At 72.2% G+C, this 14,936-nt stretch carries 11 protein-coding genes; 8 read left to right on the plus strand and 3 right to left on the minus strand.

Annotated features, from left to right (window positions below; all coding sequences use genetic code 11):
- The first annotated feature begins 1 nt into the window (after position 1).
- The 5 genes from mtrB to SL103_RS04330 all read left to right on the plus strand — a co-directional run bounded on the left by mtrB (position 2) and on the right by SL103_RS04330 (position 7,151).
- Complete coding sequence (gene mtrB, locus SL103_RS04310) at positions 2 to 2,155, plus strand: MtrAB system histidine kinase MtrB (RefSeq protein WP_432215336.1); 2,154 nt, start codon at positions 2 to 4, stop codon at positions 2,153 to 2,155.
- An 85-nt stretch (positions 2,156 to 2,240) separates the two neighbouring features.
- Positions 2,241 to 4,070: an LpqB family beta-propeller domain-containing protein gene (locus tag SL103_RS04315; protein ID WP_069567448.1), complete on the plus strand. Its 1,830-nt coding sequence runs from the start codon at positions 2,241 to 2,243 to the stop codon at positions 4,068 to 4,070.
- Positions 4,071 to 4,394: 324 nt separating this feature from the next.
- A complete protein-coding gene (locus SL103_RS04320) occupies positions 4,395 to 5,189 on the plus strand; it encodes a ComF family protein (RefSeq protein ID WP_107424545.1) in 795 nt (264 codons plus the stop codon).
- A 292-nt stretch (positions 5,190 to 5,481) separates the two neighbouring features.
- Positions 5,482 to 6,165 carry a ribosome hibernation-promoting factor, HPF/YfiA family gene (gene hpf / locus SL103_RS04325; protein WP_069567449.1) on the plus strand — a complete coding sequence of 228 codons (684 nt, stop codon included), beginning with the start codon at positions 5,482 to 5,484 and terminating at the stop codon, positions 6,163 to 6,165.
- 233 nt (positions 6,166 to 6,398) lie between these two features.
- Complete coding sequence (locus SL103_RS04330; RefSeq protein ID WP_069567450.1) at positions 6,399 to 7,151, plus strand: response regulator; 753 nt, start codon at positions 6,399 to 6,401, stop codon at positions 7,149 to 7,151.
- Between the two features lie 33 nt (positions 7,152 to 7,184).
- On the opposite strand, the gene SL103_RS04335 is transcribed toward SL103_RS04330, so the two are convergent.
- A complete protein-coding gene (locus SL103_RS04335; RefSeq protein ID WP_069567451.1) occupies positions 7,185 to 8,390 on the minus strand; it encodes a winged helix-turn-helix domain-containing protein in 1,206 nt (401 codons plus the stop codon).
- A gap of 78 nt (positions 8,391 to 8,468) precedes the next feature.
- A complete protein-coding gene (locus SL103_RS04340) occupies positions 8,469 to 9,098 on the minus strand; it encodes a GNAT family N-acetyltransferase (protein ID WP_069567452.1) in 630 nt (209 codons plus the stop codon).
- A 250-nt stretch (positions 9,099 to 9,348) separates the two neighbouring features.
- Between SL103_RS04340 and secA the strand changes: the two genes are divergently transcribed.
- Positions 9,349 to 12,201, plus strand: a complete 2,853-nt coding sequence (secA, locus tag SL103_RS04345) for a preprotein translocase subunit SecA (RefSeq protein WP_069567453.1) — start codon at positions 9,349 to 9,351, stop codon at positions 12,199 to 12,201.
- Positions 12,202 to 12,346: 145 nt separating this feature from the next.
- On the opposite strand, the gene SL103_RS38525 is transcribed toward secA, so the two are convergent.
- Positions 12,347 to 13,069: an Rv3235 family protein gene (locus SL103_RS38525; protein ID WP_244303836.1), complete on the minus strand. Its 723-nt coding sequence runs from the start codon at positions 13,067 to 13,069 to the stop codon at positions 12,347 to 12,349.
- A 293-nt stretch (positions 13,070 to 13,362) separates the two neighbouring features.
- Between SL103_RS38525 and SL103_RS04355 the strand changes: the two genes are divergently transcribed.
- Together SL103_RS04355 and SL103_RS04360 are read left to right on the plus strand one after the other, a co-directional pair.
- The gene (locus tag SL103_RS04355; protein ID WP_069567454.1) at positions 13,363 to 13,869 is read left to right on the plus strand and encodes a DUF6912 family protein; all 507 of its coding nucleotides are present in this window, start codon (positions 13,363 to 13,365) and stop codon (positions 13,867 to 13,869) included.
- Positions 13,870 to 13,987: 118 nt separating this feature from the next.
- Positions 13,988 to 14,659 carry an HAD family hydrolase gene (locus SL103_RS04360; RefSeq protein WP_069567455.1) on the plus strand — a complete coding sequence of 224 codons (672 nt, stop codon included), beginning with the start codon at positions 13,988 to 13,990 and terminating at the stop codon, positions 14,657 to 14,659.
- Positions 14,660 to 14,936 lie beyond the last annotated feature (277 nt).

A 14,936-nucleotide genomic window follows, 5' to 3' on the forward strand; every position in this document is an offset into this window, starting at 1 on the left:
GATGACCCGGGACGGTGCGGCCCCGGAGGATAAGCGGGGACGCACCGTCGGCCCGGCGGGTGATATGTCCTTTTCGGGAAAGTTGTCGGCTTGGTTGCTGCGCGGTGGCCAACTCCTGCCCGACGGCGCGGTGAGCGGGCCGGTCCACCCCCTGCTGCGGCTCTTCAGCCGCTGGGTGCGGCGCCCCCTGCTACCCGCCCTGCGCCTGTGGCGGCGCAACATCCAGCTGCGCGTGGTCGCCACGACACTGCTGATGTCGCTCGCCGTGGTGCTGCTGCTCGGCGTCGTGGTCGTCGGACAGGTGCGTAACGGCCTGCTCACGGCCAAGGCGCAGGCCGCGCAGAGCCAGGCCGTGGGCGGCTTCGGCGTCGCCCAGAAGATGGCCGACGGCGCCGACGACACCCGTACCGACGACGCCGCCCGCACCGGGAACCGCGGCACCCAGGACTCCGCGACCTGGCTGACCGGCCTGGTCGAGCAGCTCGCCAGCGGCGGCCAGGGCGTCTTCTCCGTCGTGGCACTCAGCTCCGACTCCGACGAGCCGTTCGGCGACTCCAGCCCCGGAACCCGCGGGCCGCGCGCCTCCGGCGATGTCGACCCCGAGCGGAGCGTGCCCGCCGAGCTGCGACGGAAGCTGGACACCAAGTCCGGCACCTTCCGCCAGTACACCCAGATCAAGCGCATCGGGTCGGACGACGGCGTACCGGCGCTGATCATCGGCAAGCGCCTCAACGACGTCAACAGCAACCAGTACCAGCTCTACTACCTCTTCCCGTTCAGCCAGGAAGCGGAATCCCTCAAGCTCGTGACCGGCACCCTCGCGACGGCCGGGGTCTTCGTCGTGATCCTGCTCGGCGCCATTGCCTGGCTGGTCGTGCGCCAGGTCGTCACGCCCGTACGGATGGCCGCCGGGATCTCCGAGCGGCTGGCCGCCGGCCTCCTCCAGGAGCGGATGAAGGTCACCGGCGAGGACGACATCGCCCGGCTCGGCGAGTCCTTCAACAAGATGGCGCAGAACCTCCAGGTCAAGATCCAACAGCTGGAGGAGCTGTCCCGGATGCAGCGCCGCTTCGTCTCCGACGTCTCGCACGAGCTGCGCACCCCGCTGACGACCGTACGGATGGCGGCCGACGTCATCCACGACGCGCGCGACGAGTTCGACCCCGCCACGGCGCGCTCCGCCGAGCTGCTGCGCGGACAGCTCGACCGCTTCGAGTCGCTGCTCGCCGAACTGCTGGAGATCAGCCGGTTCGACGCGGGTGCCGCCGCGCTGGAGGCCGAGCCGATCGACCTGCGGGACGTGGTGCACCGCGTCATCGAGGGCGCCGAACCGCTCGCCGAACGCAAGGGCAGCCGCATCGTGGTGCGCGGCGCCGAGCAGCCCGTCATCGCCGAGGCCGACCCCCGCCGCGTGGAGCGCGTGCTGCGCAATCTCGTGGTCAACGCCGTCGAGCACGGCGAGGGCCGCGACGTGGTCGTACGGCTGGCGTCCGCGGGCAGCCGCAGCGGCGGCGCGGTGGCCGTGGCGGTGCGGGACTACGGCGTCGGCCTCAAGCCCGGCGAGGCCACCCGCGTCTTCAACCGCTTCTGGCGCGCCGACCCCGCCCGGGCCCGGACGACCGGAGGCACCGGCCTCGGCCTGTCCATCGCGGTCGAGGACGCCCGGCTGCACGGCGGCTGGCTGCAGGCGTGGGGCGAGCCCGGCGGTGGTTCGCAGTTCCGGCTGACCCTGCCCCGTACGGCCGGCGAGCCGCTGCGCGGATCCCCGATCCCCCTGGAGCCGGAGGATTCCCGGCGTCACCGCGGCACGGACGAGTCGGGCCGGCCGCAGGCCGGCGCCGGTGGCAAAGCCTCCACGATCCCGGTCCAGGCGCGTGCCTCCCAGGCCGAGGGTGCGGACGCGCTCACCGGAGAGTCGCGGGCCGCGGCCCGCCCGGCCGCCGATCCCGCGGCGCTGCCCGGCAACGGCGCCCGTGTGGTGCCGCAGAGCGGGGGCGTACGGGGCGACGGAACGGCGCGTGACGACAGCGCGCGCACCGGGGAGACGGCCCACGGGAGCGCGGCCGGGCCGGAGGCCGGGCGAGACGTGGACGCCGGGCGCGGTGCGGAGCCCGGACGGGGCGTCGAGGCGGAAGGCAAGCTGCGTGGACACTGAGCGCGGAAGCGAGCGCGGGGCGGGGCACCTCCCCCGCAGGCGTGCCCGAAAGGCCACCGGGCCGGCGCGGAAGTCCACCGCGCCCGTGCGGAAGACCGCCGGGCCGGCGCGGAAGGCGCTGCTCTTCGGCTGTGCGGCGGCGCTGCTGGCCGGCTGTGCGTCGATGCCCGACAGCGGTGACGTCACCGCCGTCGACCAGTCACCGCGCTCCGACGGCGACTCACAGGTACGCGTCTACGGTGTCCCGCCGCAGGACGGCGCCCAGCCCACCAACATCGTGCGCAGCTTCCTCGACGCGACGACCAGCGACGAGGCGGACTTCCGGACGGCCACCCAGTACCTGGCCAAGTCGGCGAAGCGGACCTGGCGGCCGTTCCAGGTGACCAAGGTGCTCCAGGAGCGCCCCAAGCCCGAGCCGAAGATCCAGCCCAACCGCGAGGACGTCAACGGCTACACGGTCACCCTCTCCGGCAGCCAGGTGGCGTCGGTGGACGACAACCACGCCTACACCCCGGAGGAGAAGCCGTACCGCCAGACGATCCACCTGGTCAAGGAGGGCGGTCAGTGGCGCATCGACCGGCTGCCCAACGGGCTGGTGCTCGGGTTGTCCGACTTCCAGCGCATCTACCGCTCCGTCAACAAGTACTACTTCGCCTCCTACAACTCGGAGTCCGAGGAGCCGAAGGCGAGCCGGAACGTGCTCGTCGCGGACCCCGTCTACCTGCGGCAGCGGATAAAGCCGATCACCGCCAGCGTGGAGGCGCTGCTGTCCGGGCCCACCGACTGGCTGAACCAGGTGACCACGTCGGAGTTCCCGCACGGCACCCGTCTCGCGGCGCACGATCTCGCGCTGGACGACTCCAACGCGCTGCGGGTCAAGCTCAGCAAGGCCGCAGTGAACACCGACACCGCCCAGTGCAAGCGGATGGCGGCTCAGCTCTTCTTCACCGTCCAGGACATGACCCGCGCCTCGAAGATCAGCGAGGTCGAGCTCCAGGACAACAGCGGCAACTCGCTGTGCCAGCTGTCCCAGGAGCAGGCCGCACGGGACTTCGCCCCCTTGCCGCGCGCCGGGCGCCCCGCCAGGGAGTACTTCATCGACGGCGACCACAAGGTCGTCGCCATGTCCGACACGGCGACCGAACCGACGCCGGTACGCGGCCCGTTCGGCACGGGCAAGACCCCGCTGCGCTCCGTCGCCATCTCGCGCGCCGAGAACACCGCGGCCGGTGTCTCCGGCGACGGCCGGTCGCTGTATGTGGCCGCCCTGGAGGACGGCACCACCCGCGGCGGCCCGCTGCTGACCAGCGCCGGCTCGGCCAAGAACCCCGATGAGGGGCTGACCGCGCCGAGCTGGGACGGGCTGGGCGATCTGTGGATCGCGGACCGCGACGCGCACGGTTCCCGGCTGCTGCGGATGCGTGAGGGCAAGGGCGACCCCGAGGAGGTCGCGGTGCCCGGGCTCGGGGGACGGCGGATCAAGGCGATCAAGGTGGCCGCGGACGGGATCCGGATCGCGGTCCTGGTGGAGGACAAGGGGCGTACGACGCTCCAGCTCGGCCGGGTCGAGCGGGGCGGCAGTTCGGCGCACCCGGTGCTGTCGGTGCAGGAACTGCGGCCGATCGCACCGCAGTTGGAGGACGTGGTGGCCGCGTCCTGGGCGGGCGGCAGCCGGCTGGTGGTTGTCGGGCGGGAGTCCGGCGGGGTGCAGCAGATGCAGTTCATGGAGACCGACGGCTCGGCGTCCAACGCGCAGACGCTGCCCGGCGTCAACGGCGTCAAGGCGGTCGCGGCCTCGGAGGACGACACCAGGCCACTGATCGCCGACGCCACCGAGGGCATCGTGCGGCTGCCTACGGACGCGAACTGGAAGACCGTCGCCAAGGAAGGGACCGCCCCCGTCTATCCGGGGTGAGGCGGACCGGCGGCGCGATGTCGGCGCCCCGGTGCCGGCCCCATGCGGGTGGCGTGGGGCGGTGGCCGGGGTGCCGGACGGCGCCAGGGCCGGTGCCGGGGCCGGGTCACGGTCGACTCTCCGCGGCCATGGGCTTTGAGCCGCCGTACGGGCCTGTGACCGGTTCTCCCTCTCCACGGCCGGGCCGTTCGACGGCGGTTCGTCCGGCGGCGGCTGCGGGCCATGACGCTTCCACGGTCGTGCGGCGCGTGGCGCTGATCTCCACCCCCTCCGGAGTTATCCACAGGGGTGGTGGCCGGGCGTGCGTGGCGGGACAGTGGAGTCATGCAGGGGGTTTGGCGTGAACTGGCCGGGCTGGTGTTGCCGGTCGCCTGTGCTGGGTGTGGCAGACCGCGTACGGAGCTGTGCGTGGAGTGCCGCCGGGCACTGGAGCGGGACGGGCGCGGGGCGCGGCGGGTGCGGCCGAGGCCGGAGCCGGCGGGGCTGCCTCGGGTGTGGGCGGGGGTGCCGTACGCCGATGAGGCGCGGGCGGTGCTGCTGGCGCACAAGGAACGCGGTGCGCTACGGCTGGCCGCGCCGCTGGGCGGCGTGCTGGCCGGCGCGGTGCGGGGCCTGCGGCCGGGAGCCGGGGCGCTGCTGGTGCCGGTGCCGTCGGCCCGGCGAGCGGTGGCCGGGCGGGGCCATGATCCGGTGCGCCGGATCGCGCTGGCCGCGGCCGCCGACCTGCGACGAGGGGCGGGGAACGGGGTGGGGGAGGGGGCGGGGGCCCGGGTCCTGGCCGTACTCCGCCAGCGCCGCCCCGTAGCCGACCAGGCGGGCCTGAGCGCCCGGCAGCGGCTGGCGAATGTGGCGGGTGCCCTGGAGGTGCGGGGCGGGGCCGGGAGGCTGCTGAGGGGGCTGCCAGTGGTGCTGGTGGACGATCTGGTGACGACGGGCGCCACGCTCGCCGAGGCGGCCCGGGCGGTGACGGCGGCGGGCGGTCGAGTGACGGGTGCGGCCGTGGTGGCCGCGACGGGCAGTGCCTTTCCCGGCGCTTTCACCGGCGGGGGGACTCCATGTGATTCTGCCGCCGAGCGGGGAAAGCGAGGTGGTGCGGCTGATGGTTACTCCGGCAAGTAGTCCAGGAGAAAAAGTCACCCGAACGGAGCCGGGGGCTCCGAGGGGGTGCCGACATCCCTCCTGGAGAGCTATGTTCGGTTGTGAGGACTTGGCGGATGTTTTGCCTCGGATGTCGCGATGAATGCGTTCAGGGGCTTTTGCAGCGACCCTGAAAACGGGGGAATGGAGATCTCGTCGGCGGGGGAGGAGGAGGTGAAAGTCGCCAAGTCCGAGGCTTCGGCAATCACCGGAGCCTGGTGCAAGAAGGAATCGCCCCGCCTCCGGGCGGAGTGATCCGGGAACGGAGTTCTGCGTGGACATCGTCGTCAAGGGCCGCAAGACCGAGGTGCCCGAGCGGTTCCGCAAGCACGTGGCCGAGAAGCTGAAGCTGGACAAAGTCCAGAAGCTCGACGCCAAGGTGATCAGCCTGGACGTCGAGGTGTCCAAGGAGCCCAACCCGCGGCAGGCCGACCGTTCCGACCGAGTGGAGATCACGCTCTACTCCCGTGGTCCGGTGGTCCGGGCCGAGGCGGCAGCGGCGGACCCCTACGCCGCGCTGGACCTGGCCACCGCCAAGCTGGAGGCACGTCTGCGCAAGCAGCACGACAAGCGCTTCTCGCGCCGCGGCAACGGACGCATTCCGGCGAGCGAGGTCGCTGACAACGTGCCGGACGCGGCGAGCCTGAACACCAACGGCGAACTCGCCACCGAGGCCGAGGAGGTGCCGACCACGCGGGTCGGACCGATCGACGTCCGGGGCGAAGGACCGCTGATCGTCCGCGAGAAGACCCACTCGGCCGCGCCGATGCCGCTCGACCAGGCGCTCAACGAGATGGAATTGGTGGGACACGACTTCTATCTCTTCGTCGACGCCGACACCAAGCTTCCCAGTGTCGTCTACCGGCGGCACGCATACGACTACGGCGTCATCCACTTGAACCCTGATGCGTTCGGGAGGGAGGAGCCCGGCGGCGCAGGTGGCGCGCTGGGTGGCTGAACCTCACCCGCTCGGTGCCCCCGGCGTACGCCGGGGGCACCATCGTGCCCGGGGATAGCAGGAGTTGAAGCCGTATAGTGTTTGTGCCAGCCAGGGAGTATGTGGACACGAAACGGCGACGTGCCGGGGAGACGGTCGTATGGCATTGATCGGGCTGGCCGCGGAGGGCTGTTGTCAACCAGCCTTATTTTCAAGCTCCGGCCTTTCGGCCGAGTAGTTGACGGGGAGGATCAGTGGGGGACAGTTTTGGGCCCGTGCGTGGTGACGCGGACGACGGCGAAGCCGGTGCCGGGGGCGACGACCGGGCCGTGAGCGTGACGCGCAAGGAGCCGATCCGGGTCCTGGTCGTGGATGATCACGCCCTTTTCCGGCGTGGCCTGGAGATCGTCCTGGCCCAGGAGGAGGACATCCAGGTCGTCGGTGAGGCGGGGGACGGCGCGGAGGCGGTCGACAAGGCCGCCGATCTGCTGCCCGACATCGTGCTGATGGACGTCCGGATGCCCAAGCGCGGCGGTATCGAGGCGTGTACCTCCATCAAGGAGGTGGCCCCCAGCGCCAAGATCATCATGCTGACGATCAGTGACGAGGAGGCCGACCTCTACGACGCGATCAAGGCCGGCGCCACCGGGTACCTCCTGAAGGAGATCTCCACCGACGAGGTCGCGACCGCGATCCGTGCCGTCGCCGACGGCCAGTCGCAGATCAGCCCGTCGATGGCGTCGAAGCTCCTGACGGAGTTCAAGTCGATGATCCAGCGCACGGACGAGCGCCGGCTGGTGCCGGCGCCCCGGCTCACCGACCGTGAGCTGGAGGTCCTCAAGCTGGTCGCCACCGGCATGAACAACCGCGATATCGCCAAGGAACTCTTCATCTCCGAGAACACGGTGAAGAACCACGTCCGCAACATCCTGGAGAAGCTGCAACTGCACTCCCGGATGGAAGCGGTGGTGTACGCGATGCGGGAGAAGATCCTCGAGATCCGCTGAGCGGCCGGACGGCTCGCGTCCGGCCGCCGTCGCTCAGCCGGCCGGCTGCCGCCGGTCCAGCTCCGTGCGCAGGGCGGCGGCCAAGGCGGGGTCGTCGCAGCGCTCCACGCGTACGGCGTCGCAGCCGACCCAGGCCGCGGCCTCCCGAAGCGCCTGGGCCATCGGGGCGACGGCCGAACGGCCGTCCATCGACACCTGGCGGGCGACGAGCGTGGAGCCCTCACGGGCCGGGTCCACCCGGCCCCTCAGCCGGCCGCCGGTCAGCAGCGGCATGGCGAAGTAGCCGTGTATCCGCTGGGGCCGGGGGACGTACGCCTCCAGGCGGTGGGTGAACCCGAAGACCCGCTCCGTGCGGGGGCGGTCCCAGATCAGGGAGTCGAAGGGCGAGAGCAGCGTCGTGCGGTGCCGGCCCCGGGGCGGGGCGGCGAGCGCGGCCGGATCGGCCCAGGCGGCCTTCCCCCAGCCCTCGACCTCGACCGGGACCAGCCCGGAATCGGCGATCACGGCATCGACCTGCTCGGCCTTGAGGCGGTGGTAGTCGGCCAGGTCGGCGCGGGTGGCCACTCCCAGGGCGGCCCCGGCCTGGGCGACCAGCCGGCGCAGGCACTCGGCGTCGGCCAGGTCGTCGTGGAGCAGTTCCGCGGGGACGGCGCGCTCGGCGAGGTCGTAGACCCGTTTCCAGGCGCGCCGCCGGGTGCAGACCACCTCGCCGGTGTCCAGCAGCCACTCCACCGCGATCTTGGTCTCGGACCAGTCCCACCACTCGCCGCCCTTCCGGCCGCCGCCCAGCTCGGTGGTGGTCAGCGGGCCGTCGGCCTTCAGGCGGTCCAGTACGGCGGCGCAGGAGCGTTCGGAATCCTCCATGACGTGCCAGCGGTGGCCCTTGGCGCGACGGGCGCGGCGGCGGAACGCGAAGTGCGGCCACTCCTCGATGGGCAGGATGCAGGCGGCGTGCGACCAGTACTCGAAGCTGTGCGCGTCGGCCCAGTAGGCGGCCTCGACGGCGGGGCGGCCGACGGCGCCCAGCCGGGCGTAGGGGACCAGCTCGTGGGAGCGGGCCAGCACCGAGATCGTGTCGAGCTGTACGGCGCCCAGCCGCCGGAGCATGCCGCGCACGCCGGCCCGGCGGTCCGGGGCACCGAGCAGGTCCTGGGCCCGCAGCGCCAGGCGTCGGGCGTCGTCGCGGGACAGGTCGGTCACGGGCTTCGGCTGGGACGGTGGCTGCGTCACGGCGGTCATGCGGCACAGCGTAGGGGCGGCCACTGACAACGGGCCCGGGCCCGTGGGCCCGGGCCGTCGCGGGGGCGTGCGGCCGGCTCAGCCGCGGTGCGGCAGATACGGCGTGGTGTCCGGCAGCGGCAGGCCGAGGGGGCCGGCGGGGGCGGGCCCCTCGGCGCCGGCGAGGTCGGAGGGCAGCAGCGAGCCGATCCAGCAGTCCCGGCGGGTCCCGTCGTGCAGCAGCTTGGCGCGCAGGGTGCCCTCCCGTTGGAAGCCCAGCTTGCGGGCGACACCCCAGGAGCCCTCGTTTCCGGCCTCCGCGAGCCACTCCAGGCGTTCCACCCCCAGGTCGTGGAACGCCCAGTGCAGCACCGCGCGGCCCGCCTCGACCGTGTAGCCCTTGCCGCGCTGCTCCTTCGCCGTCCAGTAGCCCAGCTCGGCCTGCCGCTCGGGGGTGCGCAGCTGGGCGAGGCGTACCAGGGACATCGCGCCGACCAGGGTGTCGTCCGCCCGGGAGAGCACCGCGAAGGTGTAGGAGGTGTCGTCGCGCCAGCCCTCGGGGACGATCGTGCCGACGAAGCGCTCCGCCTCCTCGTGGCTGTACGGCGAGGGGACGACGGTCCAGCGCGGAATCTCGGGGTCCTGGCAGGCGGCGTGCACCGCAGGCGCGTCGTCGGGTTCGAAGGGGCGCAGCACGAGGCGCTCGGTGGTGAGGGTGACCGGCTTCATGGACTGAGTCTGCAAGGTTGTGGAAGACGTTGCGACGGGTTTTCGGCATGATTCCCGGCCTTGCCCGGCACCTTCTCGCGGCCTCGTGCGTTTCCCGTGAGAAGGGGATGGCGGGGTTCGCGGCGGCGGACCTCCCGGCCCGGCGGCGTCCTCCTTTACGATGGCCGTTGCGGCGGGGCCTGCCCCTTGGAAAAATGCCGCGCCCGCGCACCCGACCGTGCAGGCCCGACCGGCAAGGAGACCAGCCCAAGTGTCCGTCTTGACGAAGATCATGCGTGCAGGCGAAGGAAAGATCCTGCGCAAGCTGCACCGCATCGCGGGCCAGGTCAACTCCATCGAGGAGGACTTCGCGGCCCTCTCCGACGCTGAGCTGCGGGCGCTCACGGACGAGTACAAGCAGCGGTACGCGGACGGCGAGAGCCTCGACGACCTGCTGCCCGAAGCGTTCGCCACGGTCCGTGAGGGCGCCAAGCGCGTCCTCGGCCAGCGGCACTACGACGTCCAGCTGATGGGTGGCGCGGCCCTTCACCTGGGGTACGTGGCCGAGATGAAGACCGGTGAGGGCAAGACCCTGGTGGGTACCCTCCCGGCGTATCTGAACGCGCTGTCCGGCAAGGGCGTCCACCTGATCACGGTGAACGACTACCTGGCCGAGCGTGACTCCGAGATGATGGGCCGGGTCCACAAGTTCCTGGGCCTGACCGTCGGTTGCATCCTCGCCGACATGACGCCGGCGCAGCGCCGTGAGCAGTACGCCTGCGACATCACCTACGGCACGAACAACGAGTTCGGCTTCGACTACCTCCGCGACAACATGGCCTGGGCGCAGGACGAACTCGTCCAGCGGGGCCACAACTTCGCGATCGTCGACGAGGTCGACTCGATCCTCGTCGACGAGGCCCGTACGCCGCTGATCATCTCCGGCCCGGCGGACTCGGCCACCAAGTGGTACGGCGACTTCGCCAAGTTGGTGCAGCGCCTGAAGCGGGGCGAGGCGGCCAACCCGCAGCGCGGCATCGAGGAGACCGGCGACTACGACGTCGACGAGAAGAAGCGCACGGTCGGCATCCACGAGTCCGGTGTCAGCAAGGTCGAGGACTGGCTGGGCATCGACAACCTGTACGAGTCGGTGAACACCCCGCTCGTCGGTTACCTCAACAACGCGATCAAGGCCAAGGAGCTCTTCAAGAACGACAAGGACTACGTCGTCATCGACGGCGAAGTCATGATCGTCGACGAGCACACCGGCCGTATCCTCGCCGGCCGCCGCTACAACGAGGGCATGCACCAGGCCATCGAGGCGAAGGAGGGGGTGGAGATCAAGGACGAGAACCAGACGCTCGCCACGATCACCCTCCAGAACTTCTTCCGCCTCTACGACAAGCTCTCCGGCATGACCGGTACGGCCATGACCGAGGCCGCCGAGTTCCACCAGATCTACAAGCTCGGCGTGGTGCCGATCCCGACGAACCGCCCGATGGTCCGCAAGGACCAGGCGGACCTGATCTACCGCACCGAGCCCGCGAAGTTCGACGCGGTCGTCGAGGACATCGTCGAGAAGCACGGCAAGGGCCAGCCGATCCTGGTCGGCACGACGTCCGTGGAGAAGTCCGAGTACCTCTCCCAGCAGCTCAACAAGCGCGGCGTGCCGCACGAGGTCCTCAACGCCAAGCAGCACGACCGGGAGGCGTCGATCGTCGCCCAGGCGGGCCGCAAGGGCGCCGTCACGGTCGCCACGAACATGGCCGGCCGCGGTACGGACATCAAGCTCGGCGGCAACCCCGACGACCTGGCCGAGGCCGAGCTGCGCCAGCTGGGCCTGGACCCCGTCGAGCACGTCGAGGAGTGGGCGGCCGCGCTGCCCGCCGCCCTGGAGCGCGCCGAGGCCGCGGTCAAGGCGGAGTTCGAGGAGGTCAAGGAGCTCGGCGGGCTGTACGTGCTCGGCACGGAGCGGCACGAGTCGCGCCGGATCGACAACCAGCTGCGCGGTCGTTCCGGCCGTCAGGGCGACCCGGGTGAGTCGCGGTTCTACCTTTCCCTGGGCGACGACCTGATGCGGCTGTTCAAGGCGCAGATGGTCGAGCGGGTCATGGCGATGGCCAATGTGCCCGACGACGTCCCGATCGAGAACAAGATGGTGACCCGGGCGATCGCCTCCGCGCAGTCGCAGGTCGAGCAGCAGAACTTCGAGACGCGCAAGAACGTCCTGAAGTACGACGAGGTGCTCAACCGCCAGCGTGAGGTCATCTACGCCGAGCGCCGGCGCGTCCTGGAGGGCGAGGATCTGCAGGACCAGATCAAGCACTTCATGGACGACACGATCGACGCGTACATCCAGGCGGAGACCGTCGAGGGCTTCGCCGAGGAGTGGGACCTGGACCGCCTGTGGGGCGCGTTCAAGCAGCTCTACCCGGTCAAGGTGACGATCGAGGAGCTGGAGGAGGAGGCCGGCGACCGCGCGGGCATCACCGCCGAGTTCATCGCCGACGCCGTCAAGGACGACATCCACGAGCAGTACGCCGCCCGTGAGGAGCAGCTCAGCTCGGACGTCATGCGGGAGCTGGAGCGCCGGGTCGTGCTGTCCGTCCTGGACCGCAAGTGGCGTGAGCACCTCTACGAGATGGACTACCTCCAGGAGGGCATCGGTCTGCGCGCGATGGCCCAGAAGGACCCGCTGGTCGAGTACCAGCGCGAGGGCTTCGACATGTTCACCGCCATGATGGAGGGCATCAAGGAGGAGTCCGTCGGCTACCTGTTCAACCTGGAGGTCCAGGTGGAGCAGCAGGTCGAGGAGGTTCCCGTCCAGGAGGTGGCCGAGGCCCCGTCGCTGGACAAGGAGCTGCAGCAGGCGCCGGCCGGGGCCGGTGTCGCGGTGGCCGGCGGCGGACGGCCGGAGATCCACGCCAAGGGCCTGGAGGCGCCGCAGCGGCCGGACCGGCTGCACTTCACCGCGCCCAAGGTGGACGGTGACGGCAGCGTCGTCGAGGGCGACTTCATCAGCGACGAGGAGGCCGGCGGCCCGGCCCGTTCCGAGGCGGACGGGCTGACGCGGGCGGAGCGGCGCAAGGCCCAGAAGAGCGCCGGCCGTCGCCGCAAGAAGTGAGCGTCGCCGCGAGAAGTGAGCGAGCAGGGGTGAGGGGGCGCCGGTAGGGATACCGGCGCCGCGTGACCCGGGGCGCCCCGGCCGGAAAGCGGCCGGGGCGCCTTTGCGTGCGCCGGTCACGGGGGCGGGGTGTCGCGGCGGCCGGTCAGGGCGTCGAGGGCCGGGCGGCCGGGGCCGGGCCGATGTCGAGGGCGGCGCAGCGCCAGCGGGAGTCGGCGCCCAGCTCCAGCCGGAAGGCGAGTGCCCGCAGCCGTTCGCCGGTGGCGATGCGGGCGAACGCCTCGATGACGCCGCGCCGGGGCCGGCACAGCCCGCACTCCCGCAGGGCCGGGACCGGGGCGCGGTGGCCCGGTGCGAGGAGGGGGCGCAGCGGCGCCTGCGGGGCCAGCTCCGCCAGCCGGTCGTAGGCGGCGGGCAGCGCGTGCCCCAGCAGCGCGTGGACGGGCCGCTGGCCGCTGAGCGTGAGCACCAGCTGGTGCGCGAACCACAGGTGCGGCCGGCTCTCCCTGGCCCGGCGTTGCGCGCCGACGGTCGGGAGGGCGGGGCCGGTGGTCCGCGGGCCGCTGCCGGCGGGGCCCAAGGGGCGGCGGCCGGCGCCGGGGGACCGCCGGGGCCGGGGGAGGGCGGCAGGCGCCGTCGCGGGGCCCGTGGGGCCCGTACGGGGGCGGGGGAGGGCCGCGGTGCGGGACGGCGCGGGCCGGGTGGCCGGCGCCGGCCGAGGGGGCCGGGGCGCGGGGAGCGCCGCCCGGGTGGCGGGTGGCTGCGCCGGGGGCGCGGCGGGGGACCGGTTGCCGTCCCGGGGCGTGGTGTCGTCGGAGCCGGTCGTGGTGCGCGTGGCGCCGGCCGGTGCCGGGTTGTCGCCGGTCATGTGTGATCGCCCCCGTGGTGCCGGGCCCAGAATTACTGGGCGGTAGCTTTTGTGGTGGGGAACTTGGTACCGGCGGCGCCACGGCGGCGGCAAGGCGCGGACGGGCCGGCCGGCGGGGGCGGCGGAATTCACCCGTCCGTGGCGCGGGGCCGTGATGGAGCCGCGGGGACGGGGTGCGGAAGGGGGCGACGGGGGCCGGGGGGACGGCCCCGGGGCGGCACGATGGGGGACGCACGCCCGTATGCTGGCTGGACGATCGTCAGAGTTGAGCCAATCGAGCGGAAGCGGCTGCCATGCGCGTCTATGTCCCCCTGACCCTCTCCGGTCTCGCGGAGGCGCACAAGAACGGTGAGCTGGGCCCCGGCCCCCTGACCGCGTACGCGGTCACACCCGCGCTGCGCGAGTGGTACGTCTCGGACGACATCGAGGAGCTGGAGTACGCGGCGCTCAACCGCGCGGCCCAGGCGTCACTGCGGATGCTCGCCGGGAACCCGCAGGTCGCGCGGCGCCGGGTGGTGGTGGCCGTGGACGTGGCGGACGGCGCGGCGGTCGCCGACCCGGACGCCGGGCTCGACCAGTCGGCGCTCGGCGAGGTGCGGGTCGCCGGGCCGGTGCCGCTGTCGAAGGCCGCGGCGGTGCACGTCGACGCCGAGGACGCGGAGGCGGACGTCGCGGCGGCCGCGGCGGCGCTCGGCGCGGCGGACCTGGGCGACGACGACGCGCAGTTCACCGTGGACGGTGCCGAGGACCACGACCTCATGTGGTTCGGCGTGCAGGAGATTCCCGCACTGATCGGGTGAGGCGCCGTCCGGTGCACGGCCGGTGCCGCCGGTCAGGCTGCGTTGTCAGTGGCGGCGGGTACGTTCTGTGCATGGGGCAGGGCGCGTCGCGCGCACGGGGATCGAGCTGGGGAACCGCATGGAGAAGCACGCCACACACATCGTCTGGGACTGGAACGGCACCCTCTTCCACGACATCGACGCCGTCATCGGGGCGACCAACTCCGCCTTCGAGGAGATCGGGCTGGCGCCGATCACCCTGGAGACGTACCGGGAGCTGTACTGCGTGCCGATTCCGCGGTTCTACGAGCGGCTGATGGGACGGCTCCCGTCGGAGGCGGAGTGGCTGGTGATGGACGAGGCGTTCCACCGGCACTACAGCGAGCACCGGCTGCGCTGCGGCCTGGCCGAGGGCGTGGACCTGCTCCTGGAGGCGTGGCAGACGGCCGGCGGCAGCCAGTCGATCCTCAGCATGTTCGGCCACGACGAGCTGATACCGCTCGTCCGCGGCTTCGGGATCGAGTCGCGGTTCGTCCTGGTGGAGGGGCGTACCGGGCCGTCCGGGGGTACGAAGAGCGCGCAGATGGTGCGGCACCTGGCGGCGCTGGAGCGGGTCGACCCCGGCCGTACGGTCGTGATCGGCGACGCGGCGGACGACGCGGTCGCCGCGCGGGACGTCGGCGCCCGTGCGGTGCTCTACACGGGCGGGTCGCACAGCCGCGCCAGCCTGGAGGCCGCCGCGCTGCCGGGCGTGCCGGTGGTGGACACCCTCGCGGAGGCGGTCGAGCTGGCGGGCGCCCTCATGGCGTAGCGGAGGCTCGTGCGGGCCCGGCGGCGCACCGCCGGGCGGCCGGCGCTGCGACCTGCTGTTCGGCTGTGCGCTCCGGCGGGTGACCGTTCCCGGGGCACGCATACGCCACCCCGGTGCGACGTTGTCCAGAAGGTCTAAGTTCGCGTCGAGGTTTTGTACGCACACGGCCCATGACGGCACCCGTGAGGGGAGCGATAGCCTTGCACCGTGATCAGCGCGATAACCCGCGGGGGCATCGAAGCCCCTGCCGTGCGCCCGGGGCACCACCGTGACCGGG

Source organism: Streptomyces lydicus (assembly GCF_001729485.1).
In the GTDB taxonomy this organism is placed as follows: domain Bacteria; phylum Actinomycetota; class Actinomycetes; order Streptomycetales; family Streptomycetaceae; genus Streptomyces; species Streptomyces lydicus_D.

Bases quoted from the DNA above. Each gene is read 5' to 3' on its own strand.
- mtrB (WP_432215336.1), top strand. From the start codon at position 2: ATGACCCGGGACGGTGCGGCCCCGGAGGATAAGCGGGGACGCACCGTC.
- SL103_RS04320 (WP_107424545.1), top strand. From the start codon at position 4,395: ATGCAGGGGGTTTGGCGTGAACTGGCCGGGCTGGTGTTGCCGGTCGCC.
- SL103_RS04335 (WP_069567451.1), bottom strand. From the start codon at position 8,390: ATGACCGCCGTGACGCAGCCACCGTCCCAGCCGAAGCCCGTGACCGAC.
- SL103_RS04340 (WP_069567452.1), bottom strand. From the start codon at position 9,098: ATGAAGCCGGTCACCCTCACCACCGAGCGCCTCGTGCTGCGCCCCTTC.
- SL103_RS38525 (WP_244303836.1), bottom strand. From the start codon at position 13,069: ATGACCGGCGACAACCCGGCACCGGCCGGCGCCACGCGCACCACGACC.
- SL103_RS04355 (WP_069567454.1), top strand. From the start codon at position 13,363: ATGCGCGTCTATGTCCCCCTGACCCTCTCCGGTCTCGCGGAGGCGCAC.
- SL103_RS04360 (WP_069567455.1), top strand. From the start codon at position 13,988: ATGGAGAAGCACGCCACACACATCGTCTGGGACTGGAACGGCACCCTC.